The 18,652-nt window shown below is 42.9% G+C and carries 14 protein-coding genes; all 14 read right to left on the bottom strand.

What is annotated here, in order from left to right; translation table 11 throughout:
* Window positions 1–13 precede the first annotated feature (13 nt).
* The 14 genes from ACZ42W_RS01575 to ACZ42W_RS01510 all read right to left on the bottom strand — a co-directional run bounded on the left by ACZ42W_RS01575 (window position 14) and on the right by ACZ42W_RS01510 (window position 18,636).
* The gene (locus ACZ42W_RS01575) at window positions 14–2,599 is read right to left on the bottom strand and encodes a molybdopterin-dependent oxidoreductase (RefSeq protein ID WP_464167894.1); all 2,586 of its coding nucleotides are present in this window, start codon (window positions 2,597–2,599) and stop codon (window positions 14–16) included.
* Window positions 2,600–2,937: 338 nt separating this feature from the next.
* Window positions 2,938–3,813, bottom strand: coding sequence for a dimethyl sulfoxide reductase anchor subunit family protein (locus tag ACZ42W_RS01570; protein ID WP_464167893.1), 876 nt, complete (start codon window positions 3,811–3,813; stop codon window positions 2,938–2,940).
* Window positions 3,814–3,847: 34 nt separating this feature from the next.
* A complete protein-coding gene (locus ACZ42W_RS01565) occupies window positions 3,848–4,390 on the bottom strand; it encodes a DMSO/selenate family reductase complex B subunit (RefSeq protein WP_464167892.1) in 543 nt (180 codons plus the stop codon).
* Window positions 4,391–4,403: 13 nt separating this feature from the next.
* Window positions 4,404–6,983 carry a molybdopterin-dependent oxidoreductase gene (locus ACZ42W_RS01560; protein WP_464170836.1) on the bottom strand — a complete coding sequence of 860 codons (2,580 nt, stop codon included), beginning with the start codon at window positions 6,981–6,983 and terminating at the stop codon, window positions 4,404–4,406.
* Between the two features lie 57 nt (window positions 6,984–7,040).
* Entirely contained in the window at window positions 7,041–7,739 is a 699-nt protein-coding gene (locus tag ACZ42W_RS01555; protein ID WP_464167891.1) for a TorD/DmsD family molecular chaperone, read from the bottom strand.
* Window positions 7,740–7,916: 177 nt separating this feature from the next.
* Complete coding sequence (locus ACZ42W_RS01550) at window positions 7,917–8,462, bottom strand: 4Fe-4S dicluster domain-containing protein (RefSeq protein WP_464167890.1); 546 nt, start codon at window positions 8,460–8,462, stop codon at window positions 7,917–7,919.
* Between the two features lie 20 nt (window positions 8,463–8,482).
* Window positions 8,483–10,537: a molybdopterin-dependent oxidoreductase gene (locus ACZ42W_RS01545; protein ID WP_464167889.1), complete on the bottom strand. Its 2,055-nt coding sequence runs from the start codon at window positions 10,535–10,537 to the stop codon at window positions 8,483–8,485.
* A 16-nt stretch (window positions 10,538–10,553) separates the two neighbouring features.
* A complete protein-coding gene (locus tag ACZ42W_RS01540; RefSeq protein ID WP_464167888.1) occupies window positions 10,554–11,768 on the bottom strand; it encodes a PucR family transcriptional regulator in 1,215 nt (404 codons plus the stop codon).
* A 337-nt stretch (window positions 11,769–12,105) separates the two neighbouring features.
* Complete coding sequence (locus ACZ42W_RS01535; RefSeq protein WP_464167887.1) at window positions 12,106–12,663, bottom strand: UbiX family flavin prenyltransferase; 558 nt, start codon at window positions 12,661–12,663, stop codon at window positions 12,106–12,108.
* 315 nt (window positions 12,664–12,978) lie between these two features.
* Entirely contained in the window at window positions 12,979–13,449 is a 471-nt protein-coding gene (locus ACZ42W_RS01530) for a DoxX family protein (protein WP_464167886.1), read from the bottom strand.
* Between the two features lie 194 nt (window positions 13,450–13,643).
* Window positions 13,644–14,882, bottom strand: a complete 1,239-nt coding sequence (locus tag ACZ42W_RS01525) for a DUF1015 domain-containing protein (RefSeq protein ID WP_464167885.1) — start codon at window positions 14,880–14,882, stop codon at window positions 13,644–13,646.
* A 113-nt stretch (window positions 14,883–14,995) separates the two neighbouring features.
* Window positions 14,996–16,159, bottom strand: coding sequence for a phosphoglycerate dehydrogenase (locus ACZ42W_RS01520; RefSeq protein WP_464167884.1), 1,164 nt, complete (start codon window positions 16,157–16,159; stop codon window positions 14,996–14,998).
* A 69-nt stretch (window positions 16,160–16,228) separates the two neighbouring features.
* Window positions 16,229–17,311, bottom strand: coding sequence for a 3-phosphoserine/phosphohydroxythreonine transaminase (gene serC, locus ACZ42W_RS01515; protein WP_464167883.1), 1,083 nt, complete (start codon window positions 17,309–17,311; stop codon window positions 16,229–16,231).
* 773 nt (window positions 17,312–18,084) lie between these two features.
* Complete coding sequence (locus tag ACZ42W_RS01510) at window positions 18,085–18,636, bottom strand: DoxX family protein (protein ID WP_464167882.1); 552 nt, start codon at window positions 18,634–18,636, stop codon at window positions 18,085–18,087.
* Window positions 18,637–18,652 lie beyond the last annotated feature (16 nt).

Below are 18,652 nucleotides of genomic sequence, written 5' to 3'. Positions count from 1 at the left end.
CATTCACTCCTTCCTATAGAACAATCCGTAGTGGCCATTTTGTATCTTCTTCAAGGGGTTCTCCCGTCCATTTCTCGACTTGGCAAATGGTCGAGTTCCAACCTCCGATGCCTTGCCCCGTTGGGATTGGACCCGTTAGCATGTTATCAGATCCAGCTTTATCCACTTGATTCTTCTCATCCATCTCAACCCAAGCACCGTGAGGTAGTGCGACAACACCAGGTGCCACCCATTCCACCAAGTGCGCAGGACGTAAGGTTTTACCGTGACTACTCTTGATTAGCACTGTTTCGCCTTCCTTAATTCCACGTTCCTCAGCGTCTTTCTTCGCTAAGAATACAGGGTTAGGCCAAGCTTCCCGTAGCCAGGGGATATTATCAAAAATACTATGGGAACGTCTGAGATAATGGGGATTGATGACTTGGAGCGGATATTCGCCTTTAACATTGGCTTTAAAGTCTTTAAAGGTTGCTTCATAGCCTTCAACTGCAGGATTATACGTTGGGATTGGCTTGATCTCAGTGAATCCTTTGCTCTTTACAAAATCCACCAGAGCTTGACAGTGAATTTCCAGCTTGCCACTGGCCGTCTTCAAAGGATTTGCGACAGGATCTTTAACAAACTTCTCATAAGCTATGAACCCAAGATTATCTCCTGGTTTCCGTTCGACTTGATAAACGCCTTTCTCTTTAAGTTCTTTGAACGTAATACGGCCTTGCTGAGGTTTTCCAGTGGCTCCGATTTCTTTGATATCGGCCTCGGTAAGCGTTACCAAAGGTTCCATCGTCTTACCATCGGCTGCAATCACCTTACACCCAGCAATCTGATTATAGAATTGTTGTTCAAAACTAATCGGTAGTATTTTCGTCGCATCAAGCCCAAGCCTTTTCGTAAGTTCTTGAGCAATCCACATTTCGCTCTTCGCTTCATGAAGGGGTTCGGTTACTTTACGCCAGAAAATAAGGGTTTCCCGGTTTGTAAACGATCCAAAGCCGCCAACCTTCTCCCACTCTGTGATGATGGGGAGTACGACATCAGAATACTTACTATTGGTCGTCAGAAAATGGCTGGCTGAAAGAACAAACTCGACTTTGCGATGTGCTTCAATGCCCTTGGCCTGTGCAGATCGCGTTTGGAGGTGAGATTCATAGCCATGATAGATCATTTGAATATTGACGTCTTTAACATTTTGATAGCCTGCAGTGTATTTACCATTTAAAATGGCTAACCACATTTCGATATCATTGATTGTTTCTTTAATCGGATTCGCAATGGCTGGTAAACCAGCTGCTCCCGCTGTAACAAGGCTAGTTCCACCATTTGCCGTGGCGTAGTGACAGCTTACTCCAGTCATGCATCCAGATTTACCAATGTTGCCTGTCATCGCGCCAAAGGTCATGAACATTTGCGGCCAAGAATCCGAATTTTGAATACGTGCTGCTCCCCAAGCGGTAAGCAAGGCTACGCGTTCGGTTTTCGCGATTTGAAGCGCCAATTCACGGATTTTAGCAGCAGACACACCACAGATTTTTTCCGCCCACTCTGGGGTTTTCGGTGTATTATCATTGGCCCCCAAAACATAGTCTTTAAAGTTGTCTTTGGAATCGGCTCCAGCCGGCATATGATCCTTGTCAAAACCTACGGTGTATTTACTGAGGAAATCCCAGTCAATCAGTGGGTTTGTGGTTGGGTTATCTTCTTTGAGCAACGTATAGGCCATACCTAGGAACATCGCATGGTCTGTTGCCGGATGCACAGGAATCCACTCTGCATCTAATAAATCAACCGTATCTGAGTACATTGGATCGATAAAGACAAACTTGGCTCCTGCCTTTTTGGCTTGCAGATAATGATACGTGGGATTACCACCAGCACTCCAAGAAGCATTGCCCCCTACAATGACGATGAGTTCTGATTTTCTCAGATCCATACGGTCGTTGATACTCTGCTCATAAAATCCCTCGGCCATGCCGAACTTTTCAGGTCCCCAACGCCAGGATCCCCAAGAGGACGTTCCCCAGGAGCCGATATAACCCCCTGCCAAAGAGAATGCACGTCCAAGGTCACCTGCATTAGAAGCAAAGATTCCACGATTTGTATATTTCCCACTAATCCGCTTGATCTCACTAGCTACGATATCCAAGGCCTCATCCCAAGAAATACGTACCCACTCATCCTTACCGCGCAATTCCTTCTTACCACCACCGGGTTCCCAGTTCTTTCGCTTCATGGGATATTTCAGGCGGTCCACTCCAAAGACTTGCATCCGTTGCGAACGACCGCGATTACAACCCCTTTGCTGTGGATAATCCGGTGTATCGGGATGGGTATCATCCGTCTTTTGACGAACTACCACTCCATCGACGACATAGGCCTTATTCGAACAACGTCCGCCACAATTGTGCCAACACGCTGCTGGAATCCATTCGCCTTCCTTATTTGCCATATTTGCTGCTACCGTAGTCGAGTCTACTTTGGCCAGTCCGCAGCCCGGAAGCGTAATCGCTGCAGCAGCACCTGCTGTAACGGTCGCCGTTAATCCAAGAAAAGACCTTCTGTTCAATGCATAATCCTTTGCCTTCACAATGAGATTTGCCACGTATGTTCACCTCCAGTTAATTTAAAACACCTTGTACTCTATATCTGAAAGCTCTTCAAGAGCCTCAAGATCCAAAACGAGATAACCCTTTACCTCCTCTTCATGTCCATTATTGCACAAAGCGATTTGTACGAAGGTACAAAATCAACATTCTTTTTTTGTATTATCTCACAAATCGACAATAAATCGTTTTTTCTGCATTCTTAAGTTAGAAACTTTGAACATTTAGAAAGCGCTAGTTTTATTTTATGAGTAGAAAATGGGGCTGATGCTTAACGAACCCGTCCGTTCGTTTTGCAACAGCCCCTTCACGAATCAATAGTTACTTCAAATACGACTTAGCCACCAATAATAGGAGAAACTCCGCTCGCATAGAAGAGGTAACGGCCCATAAATTCGCCTACAAGAACTAAGACCAAGGCCAGATAGATTGTACTAGCAGAAAGTGTTTTACTCTTGTCGCCCCCTTTATTCAAGGCATAAATCAGGAGTGCTACACCCAATACGGAGAGAATCCCTCGGCCTGCCAGCATACCCATGCTTCCCGTTAGAATCTGGGCTGAAGCTTCAGCAGTGGTCCCACCAGCATTTAAACCTGAGATGAAAATGGGGAGATAGGCTAGTGGCAATACTACGGCTGCAGCTCCAATATAGCTCATACTCTTTAAAGTCTTGGTAAGTGTCGTGGAGAAAGTACTCCCCTTCATACCATAAACAATCGCACTGGCTGCTCCTAAAGCCCCCATCGCCAAGGTTGCCCCGAAAAACGCAATATACGTATTCGTATTATCCCAGGCTGGACGAATTGAGGAACTGTAGATATGCGACATACTGAAGATGGCTGCTAGACCCACCAGAGCAGTGATCCACCCTAAAGCGCTACTTTCTTTGCCTTTACGGGATAACCACCAAAAAGCAAACCAAAGGACAAAGAAACCACCCGCTGTCAAGATTTCACGGCTCAACCAAGAGGAACCCAGATTCAAGATTGAGCGCGGAGCGCCTAAGGGATCACCCAAGTGGAATACAGAAAAGATTAAGGCTAACAACGTAACAGGACCCACTGCAGTAAACCCAAAGCTTAGGGCTTTCGAAACTTGGGAATCCTGATTTCCTAAGCTGGCTTTGACTATCATCAAGATAATGAACGTTCCCACAGCCAACTGACTTAATAGTGTGAAGGTCATGAGAGGCCATTCTTCGGCAAATATCATTTTTACTTACCTCCTAACTCTTAGCAATTTAGTTCTAACGCTTTTTGTCGGTAATTACAATATTCGGTTTGGTCGTCCCTGAACTCGGTAGACCTTGTACATCCGCATTTTTGCCGTATTTTTTACGCAGTTCCTCAATGTCCCCGAATTCGATAGCTCTCATCGGACATGTATCGACACATACCGGATTTTTACCTTGGTCCACCAAGTCTGCGCATCCGTCACATTTTCCGCTTTTACCCTGTTCTTTAAGGTATTGTGGCCGTCCATATGGACAAGACCAGGTGCAAAGTTTGCAACCGATGCATTTTTTCCGATCCTGAACGACCAAACCATCTTTTTCCCGTTTGTAAATGGCACCGGTTGGACAGTTCTCAGCACATTTCGGATGATCACAGTGATTACATCCTAAGGAAACGGAATAGCCCTTTACGTCTGGATACGTTCCATTTTCAAAATCAAATACTTTGCGGAACAGTTCCCCTACTTTCAGATCATTTTTATCTTTGCAGGCAATTTGGCATGCTTTACATCCTGAACAAGCCGTTAAATCATTATAGAAACCTTTTTGTCCCATCAGGTGTCACCTCCTAAAATATGATTCGTTGCTCCCACTCAGCATCTGGTTTTAACGCTTCGCCGTTGTATCTCTCAACATGAACAATCGTTGTATTCCAGGGTTCTTCCCCTTGTCCGCTTAAACGGGCTCCACAAAGGGTATTTGTTGCACCGGCTTTATCAATACCTGTTTTATCATCCATCTCTACCCAAGCTCCTTCACCAAGGGCTACCACACCTGGCATCATGGCTTCGGTGAGGGTAAGAGGCCGGATAACTTTTCCATAGGCACTCTCAATTAAGACGGTATCTCCATTTTTAAGACCAAGGCCTTCTCCATCTCTTTTATTCATCACGAAGTCCTGAGGATAGGCCTCTCTAAGCTGGGGAATATTATCGTATGTGGAATGGGAACGTCTTCCGTAGTGGATCGTAACAAGCTGGAAGGGATATTTCCCCTTCTCTTTGTTTTTGCTTTTCCAATCTTTAAACGTAGCTTCATAGCCATCGAGTGGCGGTTCATACTTCGCAATTGGCGGAATTGTCGTTAAGCCGTATGCTTTGATCTTATCTGATAAAGCTTGACAGTGGATTTCGAGTTTGCCGCTTTTAGTCGTAAGAGGGAAAGCTTTCGGATCTTTCACAAAATCTTCTCCCTGAACCACCGTGAGTTTGTCACTCGGAGTTCTCGGCACTTGGTAAACGCCCTGTTTAACCAAGTCATTGATAGCAATCTTTCCTTGTTGGGGCTTTCCTTTAACTCCCCATTCTTGAATGTCTTTATCCGTAATCGTGACCAGGGTCTCGTAATTTACTCCGTCTTCTTTAATTGCTTGCGCTCCGGCAATGCTGTTGAAAAATTGTTGCTTCCCGCTAATTGGATAAATTTCTTCATGATTAAGTCCAAGGCGTTTTGCAAGTTCACGATCCATCCACTCTTCTGTTTTTGCCTCAAAAAGCGGCTCCACTACTTTTGGAGTAACAAAGATCGCTTCCGGATTCCCTTGCAAGATTTTCCCGTCTTTTTCCCATTCTGTCGTTGCCGGTAAAACAATATCAGCATACTTTGAGATGCATGAAAGAACGATATCATTGGTTACGACAAAGTCTACTTTGCGGAAGGCTTTAACTCCCTTATTGATATCAGAGGATTGGTTTAGGAAATTATAGCCGTATCCATCACGGACCAGCCAAATCAAGCGAATATCGCAAGGAACTTTTCCCCGTCCGTTTGTTCCAGTGTATTCACCTTTCAAGATTGCATCATAGGTTTCACAATATGCCATACCATAGGCATTCGAATTTGTCGGGTTAGCCCATCGGTAGCCGTCGTAGGGTCCGTAGGTTGCATCTGGGAATAATGGATTTTTAGCAGCTGGAAGACCTGTTGCACCGGCTTTGACAAGGGTTTTACCGCCATAACTCTGATTTGCTGCATAGTTCATCGTCCAAACACCAGCACCCGGTTTTCCTACGTTTCCAGTCATCCAACCAACGGTAAGAAATGCCTGACAGTATTGCTGCCCTCTGTAGGTACGTGCAGGGGCAAAGGAGGAACAAAAAATCATCGGTTTGGTTGTGGCAATTTCTGTTGCGAACTCCCTGATAAGTTTGGCGTCCGTTCCGCAAATTTCTGAAGCCCATTCAGGAGTTTTGGGGATACCGTCATGGGTACCTAAAACATAATCTTTGAAATTTTCTTTAGGATCTGCACCTTCAGGCATATGATCCTTATCAAATCCTACGGTACACCGATCAAGGAAATCCTGATCTTGCAGATTTTTTTCAATCATATGATAAGCCATTCCTAATAGCAGCGCCGTATCTGTTCCCGGTCGGCAAGGAATATGCTTGTCAGCTAATGTTTTCACCGTTGGCGTCACAAAAGGATCAACTACGATAAATTTTGCCCCCGCTTTTTTCGCTTGCATGAGGTTGTAAGCCGGATTACCTAAGTTAGAACGGGCAGGGTTGGATCCCCACAAAACAATGAGTTTTGCATTTCTCCAGTCCAGTCTGTCGTTCGACTTCCATGAGAACATACCTGTCATAGTTTCTTGAGGGATTCCCCATGCACCCGATGAAGATGATCCCCATCTTGTAAGGCCTCCACCGTAGAAATTGAGGAGTCTGCTGGTACCAAGAATGGATTTATTTCCATACTGTTCTTTAATTCGCTTTAATTCTTTAGCGACAAGATCCAACGCCTCATCCCAGGAAATGCGTACCCATTCGTCTCTTCCCCGTAATTCCTTATTACCGCCACCGGGTTCCCAATTTTTCCGCTTCATTGGATATTTGATGCGATCTGCACCAAATACCTGGTGTCTTTGGGAACGTCCGCGATGGCAACCTCTCTGTTGCGGATAATCGGGAGAGTCGGTATGGGTATCATCAGTTTTTTGTCTGACGACAACTCCATCGACAACATAGGCTTTGTTCAAGCAACGTCCGCCGCAGTTATGCCAACAGGCGGCGGCAATCCACTCTCCTTCTTTATTCGCCAGATTTGCCGCTACCGTAGTCGAATCTACTTTTGTTAATCCGCAACCCGGAAGTGTTACTGCTGCGACAGCACCAGCTGATAAACCAAGAAAAGACCTTCTGTTCATCGCATAATTCTTTGCCTTCTCAATGAGATTAGCCACGTTAAGTCACCTCCAGTTAATTTAAGACGCTTCAAAATCCATATCTAAAAGCTCTTCGAGGGCTTCAAGATCTAAAGTGAGATACCCATTAAGAATCTTAGCCATTCCTTGATAGAAGGCCAGGTTAGCACTTGCAAGAATCTTTTGAGTTAGCTCAGGAACCCACTTCAGTAGATGGTCTTGCAAAAACGCCTTTTGATCTTCCAAGACTTCACTCAGCCCGGTAAAATCCTGTTGTTGCAAATATTTCAAGGATAGTTCGCTCAGTAGGTACATAAAATCCAGTTCTAAGCCTAAATGATCATCGGCTTCCTGACCGAAATGCTTAGGCAAGAATTGATATTTTAAATAAGCATGCCTAACCTTAAGGGTTTGTTCTTGAAAAAGGAGTCGTTCTTTGTTGAGATAGGCTGATTCCCAAAGAGGAGCCGGTAATTTATCCGGTCCAATAAACATCCGAGTATAATCCCAGTGCAAGTCATTGTACTCATTTTCACTTTTCAAATCATGTTCCTGCAAAAATGCAGCGATTTGAGCAATTCCCTCACGGATCTCTTCATTTTCCTCAGCAAAGGGAAATGCTGCAGTAAATTCTTTCTCCATAATGAGGTTCAAAAACGCTTTCGTGGGTTCTTCTAAAAAGGTTCTCCTCAACACATCATAAACAAAAACTCGCGTTTCTAATAAAGGTTGAGCTTTTAATCCGTTTTCTTGGTTCATTGGTAACACCCCCTTTTTCATGCCCATTATTGCACAAATCGTTTTGTACAAAGCTACAAATATTTTGTCGATTTTTTGTACAAAAAAATGAGCATATCACAATAAACTCTCAGTTCACTTGATATGCTCATTTAATGCTCCTTGTAGGTTTATTAAAATATGTTCGGTAAGAGGCCTTTAGCAATTCTTTAACCAATATCTCTTCTTAGGCCTAGCTGGATAAAAACGAATCGAAGGATTTGTGAGTCGAATATCCGGAAACCCTTCTACAGTAGCTACGGCATCCGTCCTTAAATCCTTGCTGAGATCCAACACTTGAAGAGCACCCGTGGGGCAAGCACTTACACAGGCGGGGAGTAAACCCGCTTTTTGACGAGTAACGCAGTAGTTGCATTTGCTCGTTTTGTTCTGTTCAGGATCGAATTGGGGAGCCCTATAGGGACAGGCTGAAACGCAAGTCTTGCACCCGGCACAACGGTTGGAATCAATCAGTACGACTCCATCCCGTTTTTTGACGTAGGCATGTTCAGGACAGACCCTGAAACATTCCGGACTAGAACAATGATTACAAGAAATGGACAGATTCGTCCCATCTCCGTTTTGTGTAACTCTCCGCCACTGTACCCCACAAGCTGTCTTATTTTCATTCTTGCAAGCTACTTCGCACGAACGGCAACCGATACAGCGATCGACATTAAAGAGAAAGCCTTTTGCGTTAAGCATTGTTCTCCACACCCCTCTCCCTATAGGAGCTTCTTCTTTACTTCTACCCATGTATCATAATAAGCCGCTCCCCGCGAACCTGAGTATTGAGTGCCCATATCTGCAGATTGCTTGGCCAATAATTTATTAACCGGATCTTTCCCCCCTTGGACCATGACCACGATCCCTTGGGGAACATGATCGCTCAACCTCACTCGCCGTTGACACGATCCCCAATCATTAAAAACCGTTACACTATCTTTTTCGTTTAAACCCCTGAGTACTGCATCGTGAGGATTCATCTCTACCACTTCTACTCCCTTGTCCTGGTTTAACCAAGATAGCGCCCTATATTGGGAATGTATCCGAAACAGGCTTTGAGGAGTAAGGAGGCGTAAGGGATAGGAAGAATTCTTCTCCTGCTCTTGAAACCTAGCCATAGCCGGGAGTTGATTTTTCTTCGCTGCAACCGAATAAAGCTCAAATTTACCGGTGCTCGTCTGAAAACCCTGTTCATGCCAAAGCACTTCTGAAGTCTTTAGTTTACGCGGTCCTTGAAGGAGTTCCTCCCACGTGGTTATCCCAAGCTTATCAAGGATTTCCGGTGTTAATTCAGCGGCTATCCAATCTAAAGCCGTGAGTTGGTAGGGAAAGCTAGAGAAATTTGGATGAAGCTTATTTAACATTTCCGTCAAATTTCGAGCAATCTCCAAATCGCTTTTGGCTTCAAAGAAAGGCGGAATTGCCTTTTGATTAATTGCCACCCATTGATGCCAGTAGCTCCGGTGCAGATCATAATCTTCAAAAGGGCTCGCCGCGGGCAAAACGATATCGGACTGAGCTGTTGTCTCATTCATAAACAAATCCACAGTAACTACAAGCTCTAATTGTTCTAGGAGTTTATGCCAATTCAGCAGATCTTGATCTTGACTTAAGGGATTTCGACTGGCAATCCATAGGAATTTTAAAGGGGGATCAGTTAGTGCTAAGGCCTCTTGGGCAAAGTGATTAATATCTAGAGTGCGCTCTATGATTGGATTCTGGTTCGCCGGTCTCGGGAAATTCATGAGCCCTGTCTTAAACAAGCCATTCACCCAATTATTATAGTAAAGCCCACCGCCCTTAAGCTGATGGTTACCACTCAGGGCGACTAAAGCGTCGATACAGCGGATATTTTGACCGCCATTGGAATACCTCTGAAGGCCAAACCCTACCCAAGTGGCACACGGTTTCTCCTTATAGGAGGCCGCTAACTCTCGAATTCCCTCTTGTGGTACTCCTGTAACCTTGCTTGCATCTTCAAGGGTCACCGCTTCCTGAAGATAACTCTGCAGGGATTCCCAGCCGAGGGTGTGTTCCTTGATATACTCTTGGTTAAACTGTCCCTCTTCCAGGAGAATTTTAGCGACTGCCATAGCCAAAAGCCCGTCTGTTCCAGGGGTAATCTGAAGATAGATATCCGCTTGGGCCCCCGAAGGAGTATACAGGGGATCAATGACTAGAAGCTTGGCTCCATTATCGCGTGCTTGATTGATAAAGTTCCATTGATGAATTGCAGTCTTTGCGGGGTTAACCCCCCAGAGAATAATTGTTTTTGATTCCACCATGTCCTCAGGATCTGGAATAGCAATCCGACCACGATTATACGCTACAGCATCACTCCCAGCCGCCAAACAAGCATCCCCATAGAGCTTGGTATGCGAGCCAAAGCCCCTAAACAACCCCTCTGTAGCATAATGAAGCAGTCCTAGATTTCCGGAATATTTATTATAGGTACAAGCCAAGGAGGAACCATAGCGCTGATGAAGCTCTAGAATCTTGCCTGCTATGATCTCCAGGGCCTCCTCCCAACTCAGCCGTTGCCAATTCCCTGATCCTCGCGGAAACTGCCTTAGTGGGTATCGTAAGCGCTGGGAATTATACACATATTCTGTATAAGCATACCCTTTAGCGCAGAGGCGACCTTGAGTGTACCCATGATGAGGATCACCCTCCACTTTGATTAATCGTCCATTCTGCACATGGGATAATAAGCCACACGTCTCATAACAATTACGTGGGCAGACATTATGGAAAATCTTAACCTCTTCTGTCATGGGACCTCCTCAACAACTAGAGCTTCTTTAAGTATTTTATCTTAAAGGCAACCATTAAAGACAAAATCGCATTGAAATCCTCCATATCAATCTGAAGAATTTCCTCGATTTTCTTAAGCCGATAGCGAAGGGTATTGGGATGCAAGAAAAGTGCATCAGCCGTTTTCTTCAAGTCACACCGATGAGCAACGTACTTTTCAAGGGTTTCCATCAAGTCATTCTTTTGCGACTTATCAAATCGCTCTAAATCCTCAAGCGTCTCCAGATAGAACTCCTGCAATTCCTTCTGTTCGTGGTTATAAAGAATTCGTTCTACCCCTAAGTCCATAAAGAAAGGAGTTTGATTATGCTCATGAAGTAAATATCCTAATTTCAAAGCAACTTTTGCCTCTTGGTAACTGCGAAACAGCTCTGTAGGATCAGCATAGCCCCTTCCGACCCCTACTCTCACAACCCGTTCGGCAAAACGCCCTTCTACCTGGGCTTTCATCTGCTTGAGGAACATATTCATATAGGCTTTATTAGCACGACGGCATTGGTCCTCCAAAGGTAATATCAGAACGATTTCTTCGTTTCTTTTCATTAAGATCGCCTTTTTATCCTGCTGTTGCAGCACGGATTGAGCAATATCCAAAATCATCTCTACTAAATGGTTATCAGCGGAATACTGTTCAAAACCTTCTATCTCGAATACTGTTACGACATGGGGCCACTTAAAATTCCAACCCCAAATTTCACCCATAGCAATAATATCCGAACGCTCTTCGATATTTCCATAGAGCAAATCGAAAAGAAAAGAATCTCTATATTGTCGTTTGGTCTCGAGCAACTCCTCTTGCTTCAGTAATTCTAGGACGCAAGCCATCCTCGCCTGTTGGCACAGAATCTTGATTTTATTCTCCACATCGGATCCCGGCTCGTAGATTAAAAGAAAGCCTAATTTCTTCGCGTAATTGCTGAGCTCGATAGCAAGTACTTCAATCTCTTGCTCCCCTGTGAAAACTGTAGCTCGACTAGAAATTGGATCGATTTTCGACGTTCTAAGCAGTTTTCCCTCGCTAAAATCCTCATTCATGACAGTAGAAGCAAGAATACGCTGAGAAGGATTTGTGATGAGCACTTCCTTTTTCAAAAGAGTCGCTATTTGCATGGCTAGTTCTCTAAGTCCGCCACCCGATACAAGCTTATTTAATAACTCATCCTGGAAATTAAGCAACTCATCGGTATGCATAACCCTCTCCCTCTCTTCCCTGTCCTTCTTACTCATATAATTCTATTATACGCTATACTTCACTAGATAAGTAATTTATTGTACTTACTCCTTGACCATTAACAGTAATTGTCAAGGTTATTCCAATTCTTACAATATTCCCTCTCAGCAAATCGCCACTTCAATGCCTCAATTGGCCAGCTCTGCTGAGAACATCCAAAAAGTTGCTCAGATTATCTAACTTGGACTAACACTTCAGCCCTATAGGTATAGCCAGCACTCCGAATTGAAGCGCTGGCTATTTGTTAATTACCCCAAATTTACATACCCTAACATTTCAGAAATAGCTTGGCTACAGTTAACCCTGCCACCGTTTCCCTCTATCATAATCAAGTCCGAGTTGATCTAGTATCTTCATGACATGATGATCGATCACGTCTTCTATACTCTGAGGATGATTATAAAAGGCCGGCATTGGCGGTACCATTCTTACTCCGAGCCTTGACAATTTAAGCATATTTTCTATATGGATTGCGCTTAGCGGAGTCTCACGGGGACTTAAGATTAGTTTTCTTCCTTCTTTAAGCATAACACCGGCTGTTCTGGAAATAAGATTATCGTCAAACCCATTGGCAATCGAACTCAAGGTTTTCATACTGCATGGTACAATAACCATTCCATCCGTAATGAAGGATCCGCTCGAGGTTCTTGCCCCTAAATTCTTATTATCATAGACAACTGTGGCTAAACTCTCCATATCTTCTAAGGAATAATCCGTTTCTATTCTCAAATTCTCTTTGGCCCAATCACTCATAATAAGATGAGTATTTACTTTACCTGTCTCTTTTAAGGCCCTCAGTAAATTCATGGCATATATCGTCCCAGTTGCCCCCGTAACTCCCACTACAATTTCCATCATTCTTCTCCTTACAGGTGTAGACCATTAATTTCATCTTTCCTACCCATTTTATAGTGAAAGACTTATTCCTGATTCTGATGCAAAAATCCTCCTTTTTCCCGAAAGTTCCAGTGGGACAATCGCACTTGTTTGCTATAGTTATCGCGTTCCTCTGGGTCCTTCAGAGCATAGTTTGTCAATATCCACAATTGTTTATCCTTTGCAGTCTTATTCTAAAAGATCAAAACGAGCTTCACCCACGTTGATACGTGATGCGAAGCTCGTTTTGACATCTGTTATTCTTTTCCGTTTTCATCGACTCATCTTTAATTCTTATTTCAAATGATCATAGATTACTTTATCAATAGAAATTGTCCCTGCACCTTTGATTGACAAGTAAAGGGCTATCATAAAGAGGGCAAAAACAAACTCAATGCCTTGAATAGCTCCATTCAAGAAGAAACCATTTGGCCAATGAACCATAAACATCGCTACTAAAACATTAATCGCAAGTACAAGTGCAGCTGGACGAGTGAATAAGCCAAGAATAATTGCTATTCCACCAAAAAACTCGACTAAAAAGGATAATCCAGCTAAAGGCGCCGAGATATGAAAGGTTTGAGCAAAGAAGCCGAGGGTGCCCTCCCATCCATATCCTCCATACCAACCTAGTACTTTTTGGGCTCCATGGGCAAAAAAGATAATTCCTAAGGCGAGACGCAAAATTAAGAGGCTATTGGATTGGGAAACTGCAAAGACTTTTTTTAGAAGACTGGTCTCAGTTGTGGTTTGATTATTATTCATTTAAAATTATCCGTCCCTTTTTTAAAGTTATAAGTTTGGTGGCGCCAACCTAACTTCACTTATTAAGACGGAAGATATCTCAATGGGATAGTAAAAAACATTCAAGTAATCTATTGAAAAATTTTCCTCCCAAGAAAAAACAGCTCCCATAAGTGCAAAAACTTACAGAAGCCGTTCCAGAACTAGAAGAAAAATCATGTTAACTCATGAATAAACAATCCGCTTCTAAGCTTAGGTTCAAACCAAGTTGACTTGGGTGGCATCAATTGATCGGCATCGGATACTTCAAACAACTCATTGATCGACGTTGGAAACATGGAGAAGGCAAGTTTCATATCACTGTTGGCTCTTTTTTCGAGTTCTTTGAGTCCTCTTATGCCGCCGACGAAATCTATTCTCTTATCTGTTCTTATGTCTTTAATATCGAGAACCGGTGTTAACAAATGATTTTGAAGCAAGGAAACATCGAGCCCCTCAACAGGATCCTCGGAAAGAATCTCCTCCTGTGCCGTTAACTTATACCACATTCCCTCCAAGTACATCCCAAAGGTAGCCTTTGCTATAGGTTTATACGGTTCCGAGCCCATTTCTTCTAGTAAAAAGGCTTTCGCTACTTCGCTTAAAAATTCGTCTTTACTATAGCCATTTAAATCTTTGACTACGCGGTTGTAGTCTAAAATCATCAATTGATCATGGGGAAAGAGTACAGAAAGGAAGAAGTTGAATTCCTCTTCTCCAGTATAATCTGGATTTTCTTCTCTTCGTTTCAATCCGACCTTAACAGCTGAAGCGGTTCTATGGTGCCCATCTGCGATATAGATGCTTTGGATATTTTTGAACCCTGTATAGACTGTTTCCAGGTCACTTTCCTTATCGATTTTCCACACGATATGCCTAACTCCATCAGGAGCTAGAAAATCGTATAAGGGAGTTCCCTTCTTTGCCCTCTCTACCACTTCATTAATGTCTTTTTGCGAACGATACGCTAGAAATATCGGTCCTGTTTGAGCGTTACAACGATCGACATGGTTTATTCTATCGATTTCTTTGTCTTCTCTCGTTTTTTCATGTTTCTTTATGACATTATCGAGGTAATCATCGATCGCTGCACATCCCACCAGACCCGTCTGGGAACGCCCCTCCATAATCAGTTCATAGACGTAGTAACAGTTCTTATCTTCCTTAATCAATATGCTCTCATTCATCATATCCTGCAGAAGGTCTCTTGCTTTCTCATAGACCTTCGTATCATAGGGATTAAAGTCTTTATCAAATTGTGTCTCTGCTCTATCAATTTTCAAAAAGGATAACGGTTCCTTCAATACTTCTTCCAAAGCTTCTTGACGATTATATACATCATAGGGAAGTGCTGCCACTTTACTTGCAACATCTTCTCTAGGTCTTACTGACTTAAAAGGTCTTATAGTAGCCATACTCTTCCTCCGCTCCATAAGGTTCTTGTGAAACGAGGGGACAGGCACCCGTTTCGCTTCTTGCTTGCATTTGGTTCTGTGAAATGAGGGACCTATCTCCTCGCCCCCTCTCGCTACTTGATAACTCTTACTCTTAGAACTCCCTCGATCTCACTCAGTTTCTTGATTATTTTAGGAGAAGACGGGCATTCGATATCAATCATCGTATAGGCCCACTGTCCTTTACTCTTGTTCATTAGGTCAGAAATATTAAAGTTCTCTTTCGCTAAAGTTGAGGTGAACTGGCCGAGCATGTTCGGGATGTTTTTATGATTAATGGCTATACGACCCGCTTGATTACATACTCCCATGTCACAGTTTGGATAGTTCACCGAATTTTTGATATTCCCATTTTCTAGATAGTCCATTACTTCCTGCACTGCCATAATCGCACAGTTATCTTCTGATTCACTCGTCGAAGCTCCTAAATGAGGAATGGTAATGACTCCCTCGACGCCGCACACCTTAGGATTCGGGAAATCTGTAACATATCGACCAACTTTTCCAGACTCCAAGGCTTCAATCATATCCTCATCGATGACCAACGAATCTCTGGAGAAGTTCAGTATTTTAACTCCCTCCTTCATCATCGCAAAGGTATCTTTATTAAATATTCCCTTGGTCGAGTCTGTTAAAGGCACGTGAACTGTAATAAAATCACAGTCTCTAAAGATCTCATCGACAGACTTGATCGGCTTAATAAATTTCGAAAGTTTCCAAGCGTGTTCCACAGAAATGAAGGGGTCATAGCCGTAAACTTCCATCTCAAGTTTATTGGCCGCATTAGCCACCAAAACTCCAATCGCTCCAAGCCCTATGACACCAAGCTTTTTGCCTTTAATTTCGGTCCCGGCGAACTTCGATTTATTTTTTTCAACGAGTTTTGCAACCTCTGGATCCTGTCCACATGAGTTCACCCAGTTAACTCCACCAACAATGTTACGTGCAGAGATAATCAATGCAGCGATGACCATTTCTTTTACCCCATTCGCATTAGCACCTGGAGTATTAAAGACGACAACTCCGTTTTCAGCACATTTATCCAGAGGAATATTATTGACTCCAGCACCTGCTCTAGCAATTGCCTCTAAGGTACGGGGCAATTCTAAATCATGAATACTCGCACTTCTAACAAGTACCGCATGTGCATCATTGAATCGATCAACCACTTCGTAATTGTCACTCAATAAGTCTAATCCCACATTGGCTATAGGATTTAAGCAATTTATCTTAAACATAATCACACCCACCCCTTAATTTTTCTACCTATTCTTTAGCAATTTTTATCTAACTCTTTTCGGTTTTCTCTAACTATTTTCTTCTTCAAATTTCTTCAGGAATTCGACTAAAGCCTTAACCCCTTCGATGGGCATCGCGTTGTAAATACTTGCTCTCAAACCACCCACAGTCCTGTGTCCCTTCAAGTTATCAAACCCAGCGGCTTTCGCTTCCTTGATACACTTTGCATCGAGCTCTTCCGAACCTGTGACAAAGGGGACATTCATTAAAGAACGATCCTTCTTCACAACAGTACCTCTAAACAGTTGGCTTGAATCGAGGAAATCATAGAGGATGGCAGCCTTTTCCTCATTTATTTTCTTCATGGCCTCGAGACCGCCTAGCTTCTGAAGCCACTTAAAGACTTTGCCACAAATATAGATTCCATAGGCTGGAGGGGTATTATACAAAGAATTATTGTCTGCATGAATTTTGTATTTCAACATCGTTGGAGTCCCAGGTAAGACATCCTCTGTAATTAAATCTTCACGAATGATGACCACAACCACCCCTGCAGGGCCAATATTCTTTTGAACGCCGGCGAAAATAAGACCATATTTCGTGACATCAACGGGTTCTGAGAGAATATCTGAGGACATATCAGCGACTAGAATCTTTTCCCCGGTATCCGGTAATTCATTAAACTTCGTTCCGTAAATTGTGTTATTGTGGCAGATATAAACATAATCAGCATCCTCAGAAATCTTGAGGTTCTTTAGATCTGGTATATACGAAAACGTCTTATCTTCAGAGGAAGCTATGACATTGATCTTTCCGTATAGTTTACCTTCAGAGATTGCCTTCTTCGCCCATTGTCCAGTGTTAATGTGATCGGCTACTCTATTCTTCATCAAGTTCATGGGAATCATAGCAAACTGCTGTGAGCCTCCACCTTGAAGAAATAAGACCTTGTAATTATCCGGTATATTCATCAGATCTCTAAGATCCTTTTCAGCTTCTGCGATAATGTTCTCGAAGGCTTTCGAGCGATGACTCATCTCCATAACGGACATGCCTGTACCGTTGTAGTCTAACATCTCCTCTGCTGCTTCTCTTAGCACCTCTTCTGGTAATACGGCTGGACCCGCGGAAAAATTATAGACTCTTGCCATGAAAATCTCCTACTTTCTCATACTATTTTTATTAAAAATGACTCATCGCTACTAAAATTTTGCTACTTAAATAGTCTTCTCTCGCCCGTAATTTCTGTAAGAACTTACGAAGCCACGTCTTTCTCAGTCGGACCTCGTACCATCGAATAGGTCATTCTCATAAAATACTCCTTTTTTAAAAATTTATTGTTAAAATGTATCAAACTGGATATCTAGGGAAAAACAAAACCCACCCCATCATTGGGGCGGGAATTCCGCGGTGCCACCCAAGTTTTAACCGATTAAAGGTACATGAAAACAGACGCTTAAAAATATAAAAACCCCTCATCCCAATTAGGGACGAGAGGTTATTCCCGCGTTGCCACCCATGTTGCCAAATCGGCCAACTTATGTCCGCGCTATCGGGCGGAACCCGTCACAATTCATCATTGGCCACTCCAGGATGGAATCCTTTAGCTTCGTAGACTGACTTGCACCAACCGTCAGCTCTCTAAACTATTGAGCTTGGGACTTCCCTTCATCGTGTTAAGTATTTTTCTAGGTTATTTAGATTCTAATCTATAACAGGTCATCCTGTCAAGACTATTTTTGGCGAGTAACTCAATTTGTTTGAGCTCGCTAATTAAGTTATCATGTTTTTATCTTTTAGTATTTTTTTATATTTAGCATCTAGATGTTTTAACTTTTTTGAAAAAGACTCAAAGTCAGAAATATAAAAAAGCCTTAGAGCTTTAACCTCCAAGGCTTTTTACGTTGTACTTTATCACATTAAATTAGGCTGCTTGCTTCTTATTACCAGTTTGTAGTAATTTTTGATTTTTCTTAAAACTAAGGTATCCGCTTACGCCAATCATTTCAGCATATTTTGCGAATTTCATTACTGCTAAGTCTGTCCAAACATAACCGAAATTATTATAGGATCCGGAAGCAAAGAACTGGAGATTCATGAATAACGCTACTAAACCACCCCAGAATACTTTAAAGCCTAGAATCATGACTAAACCAATTCCAATTTCACAAGCAACAACCATGACATCAGTAAGTGCAGGCATCATATTTACGAAGAAAATATTAGCAACCCAACCATACCAATGGGTGATACCCAGTGGATCAGGATGGCCGGCAGCCGCTAGATTATTAACCATTCCTTTAATTAAACCAATCGAATTGAGTTTTCCATCAGAAAGCCATGTTGTAGCTTTGCCTATTCCTGCTTCAACCCAAGCATACCCAAAAATCACTCTTGCTACTGTAAAGACAATCACTAATAGTGCTGTTTTCCAATCCTTCATCTCTGCTTTTAAAGCATCAAAATAAGATGTCATAATATAATTCCTCCCA

This window comes from Desulfitobacterium elongatum (assembly GCF_055378975.1).
This window is presented reverse-complemented; position numbering and strand designations above follow the sequence as displayed.

Bases quoted from the DNA above. Each gene is read 5' to 3' on its own strand.
- ACZ42W_RS01565 (WP_464167892.1), bottom strand. From the start codon at position 4,390: ATGGGACAAAAAGGTTTCTATAATGATTTAACGGCTTGTTCAGGATGT.
- ACZ42W_RS01540 (WP_464167888.1), bottom strand. From the start codon at position 11,768: ATGCATACCGATGAGTTGCTTAATTTCCAGGATGAGTTATTAAATAAG.
- ACZ42W_RS01510 (WP_464167882.1), bottom strand. From the start codon at position 18,636: ATGACATCTTATTTTGATGCTTTAAAAGCAGAGATGAAGGATTGGAAA.
- ACZ42W_RS01550 (WP_464167890.1), bottom strand. From the start codon at position 8,462: ATGCTTAACGCAAAAGGCTTTCTCTTTAATGTCGATCGCTGTATCGGT.
- ACZ42W_RS01555 (WP_464167891.1), bottom strand. From the start codon at position 7,739: ATGAACCAAGAAAACGGATTAAAAGCTCAACCTTTATTAGAAACGCGA.
- ACZ42W_RS01570 (WP_464167893.1), bottom strand. From the start codon at position 3,813: ATGATATTTGCCGAAGAATGGCCTCTCATGACCTTCACACTATTAAGT.
- ACZ42W_RS01560 (WP_464170836.1), bottom strand. From the start codon at position 6,983: ATGAACAGAAGGTCTTTTCTTGGTTTATCAGCTGGTGCTGTCGCAGCA.
- ACZ42W_RS01545 (WP_464167889.1), bottom strand. From the start codon at position 10,537: ATGACAGAAGAGGTTAAGATTTTCCATAATGTCTGCCCACGTAATTGT.
- ACZ42W_RS01525 (WP_464167885.1), bottom strand. From the start codon at position 14,882: ATGGCTACTATAAGACCTTTTAAGTCAGTAAGACCTAGAGAAGATGTT.
- serC (WP_464167883.1), bottom strand. From the start codon at position 17,311: ATGGCAAGAGTCTATAATTTTTCCGCGGGTCCAGCCGTATTACCAGAA.
- ACZ42W_RS01520 (WP_464167884.1), bottom strand. From the start codon at position 16,159: ATGTTTAAGATAAATTGCTTAAATCCTATAGCCAATGTGGGATTAGAC.
- ACZ42W_RS01535 (WP_464167887.1), bottom strand. From the start codon at position 12,663: ATGGAAATTGTAGTGGGAGTTACGGGGGCAACTGGGACGATATATGCC.
- ACZ42W_RS01530 (WP_464167886.1), bottom strand. From the start codon at position 13,449: ATGAATAATAATCAAACCACAACTGAGACCAGTCTTCTAAAAAAAGTC.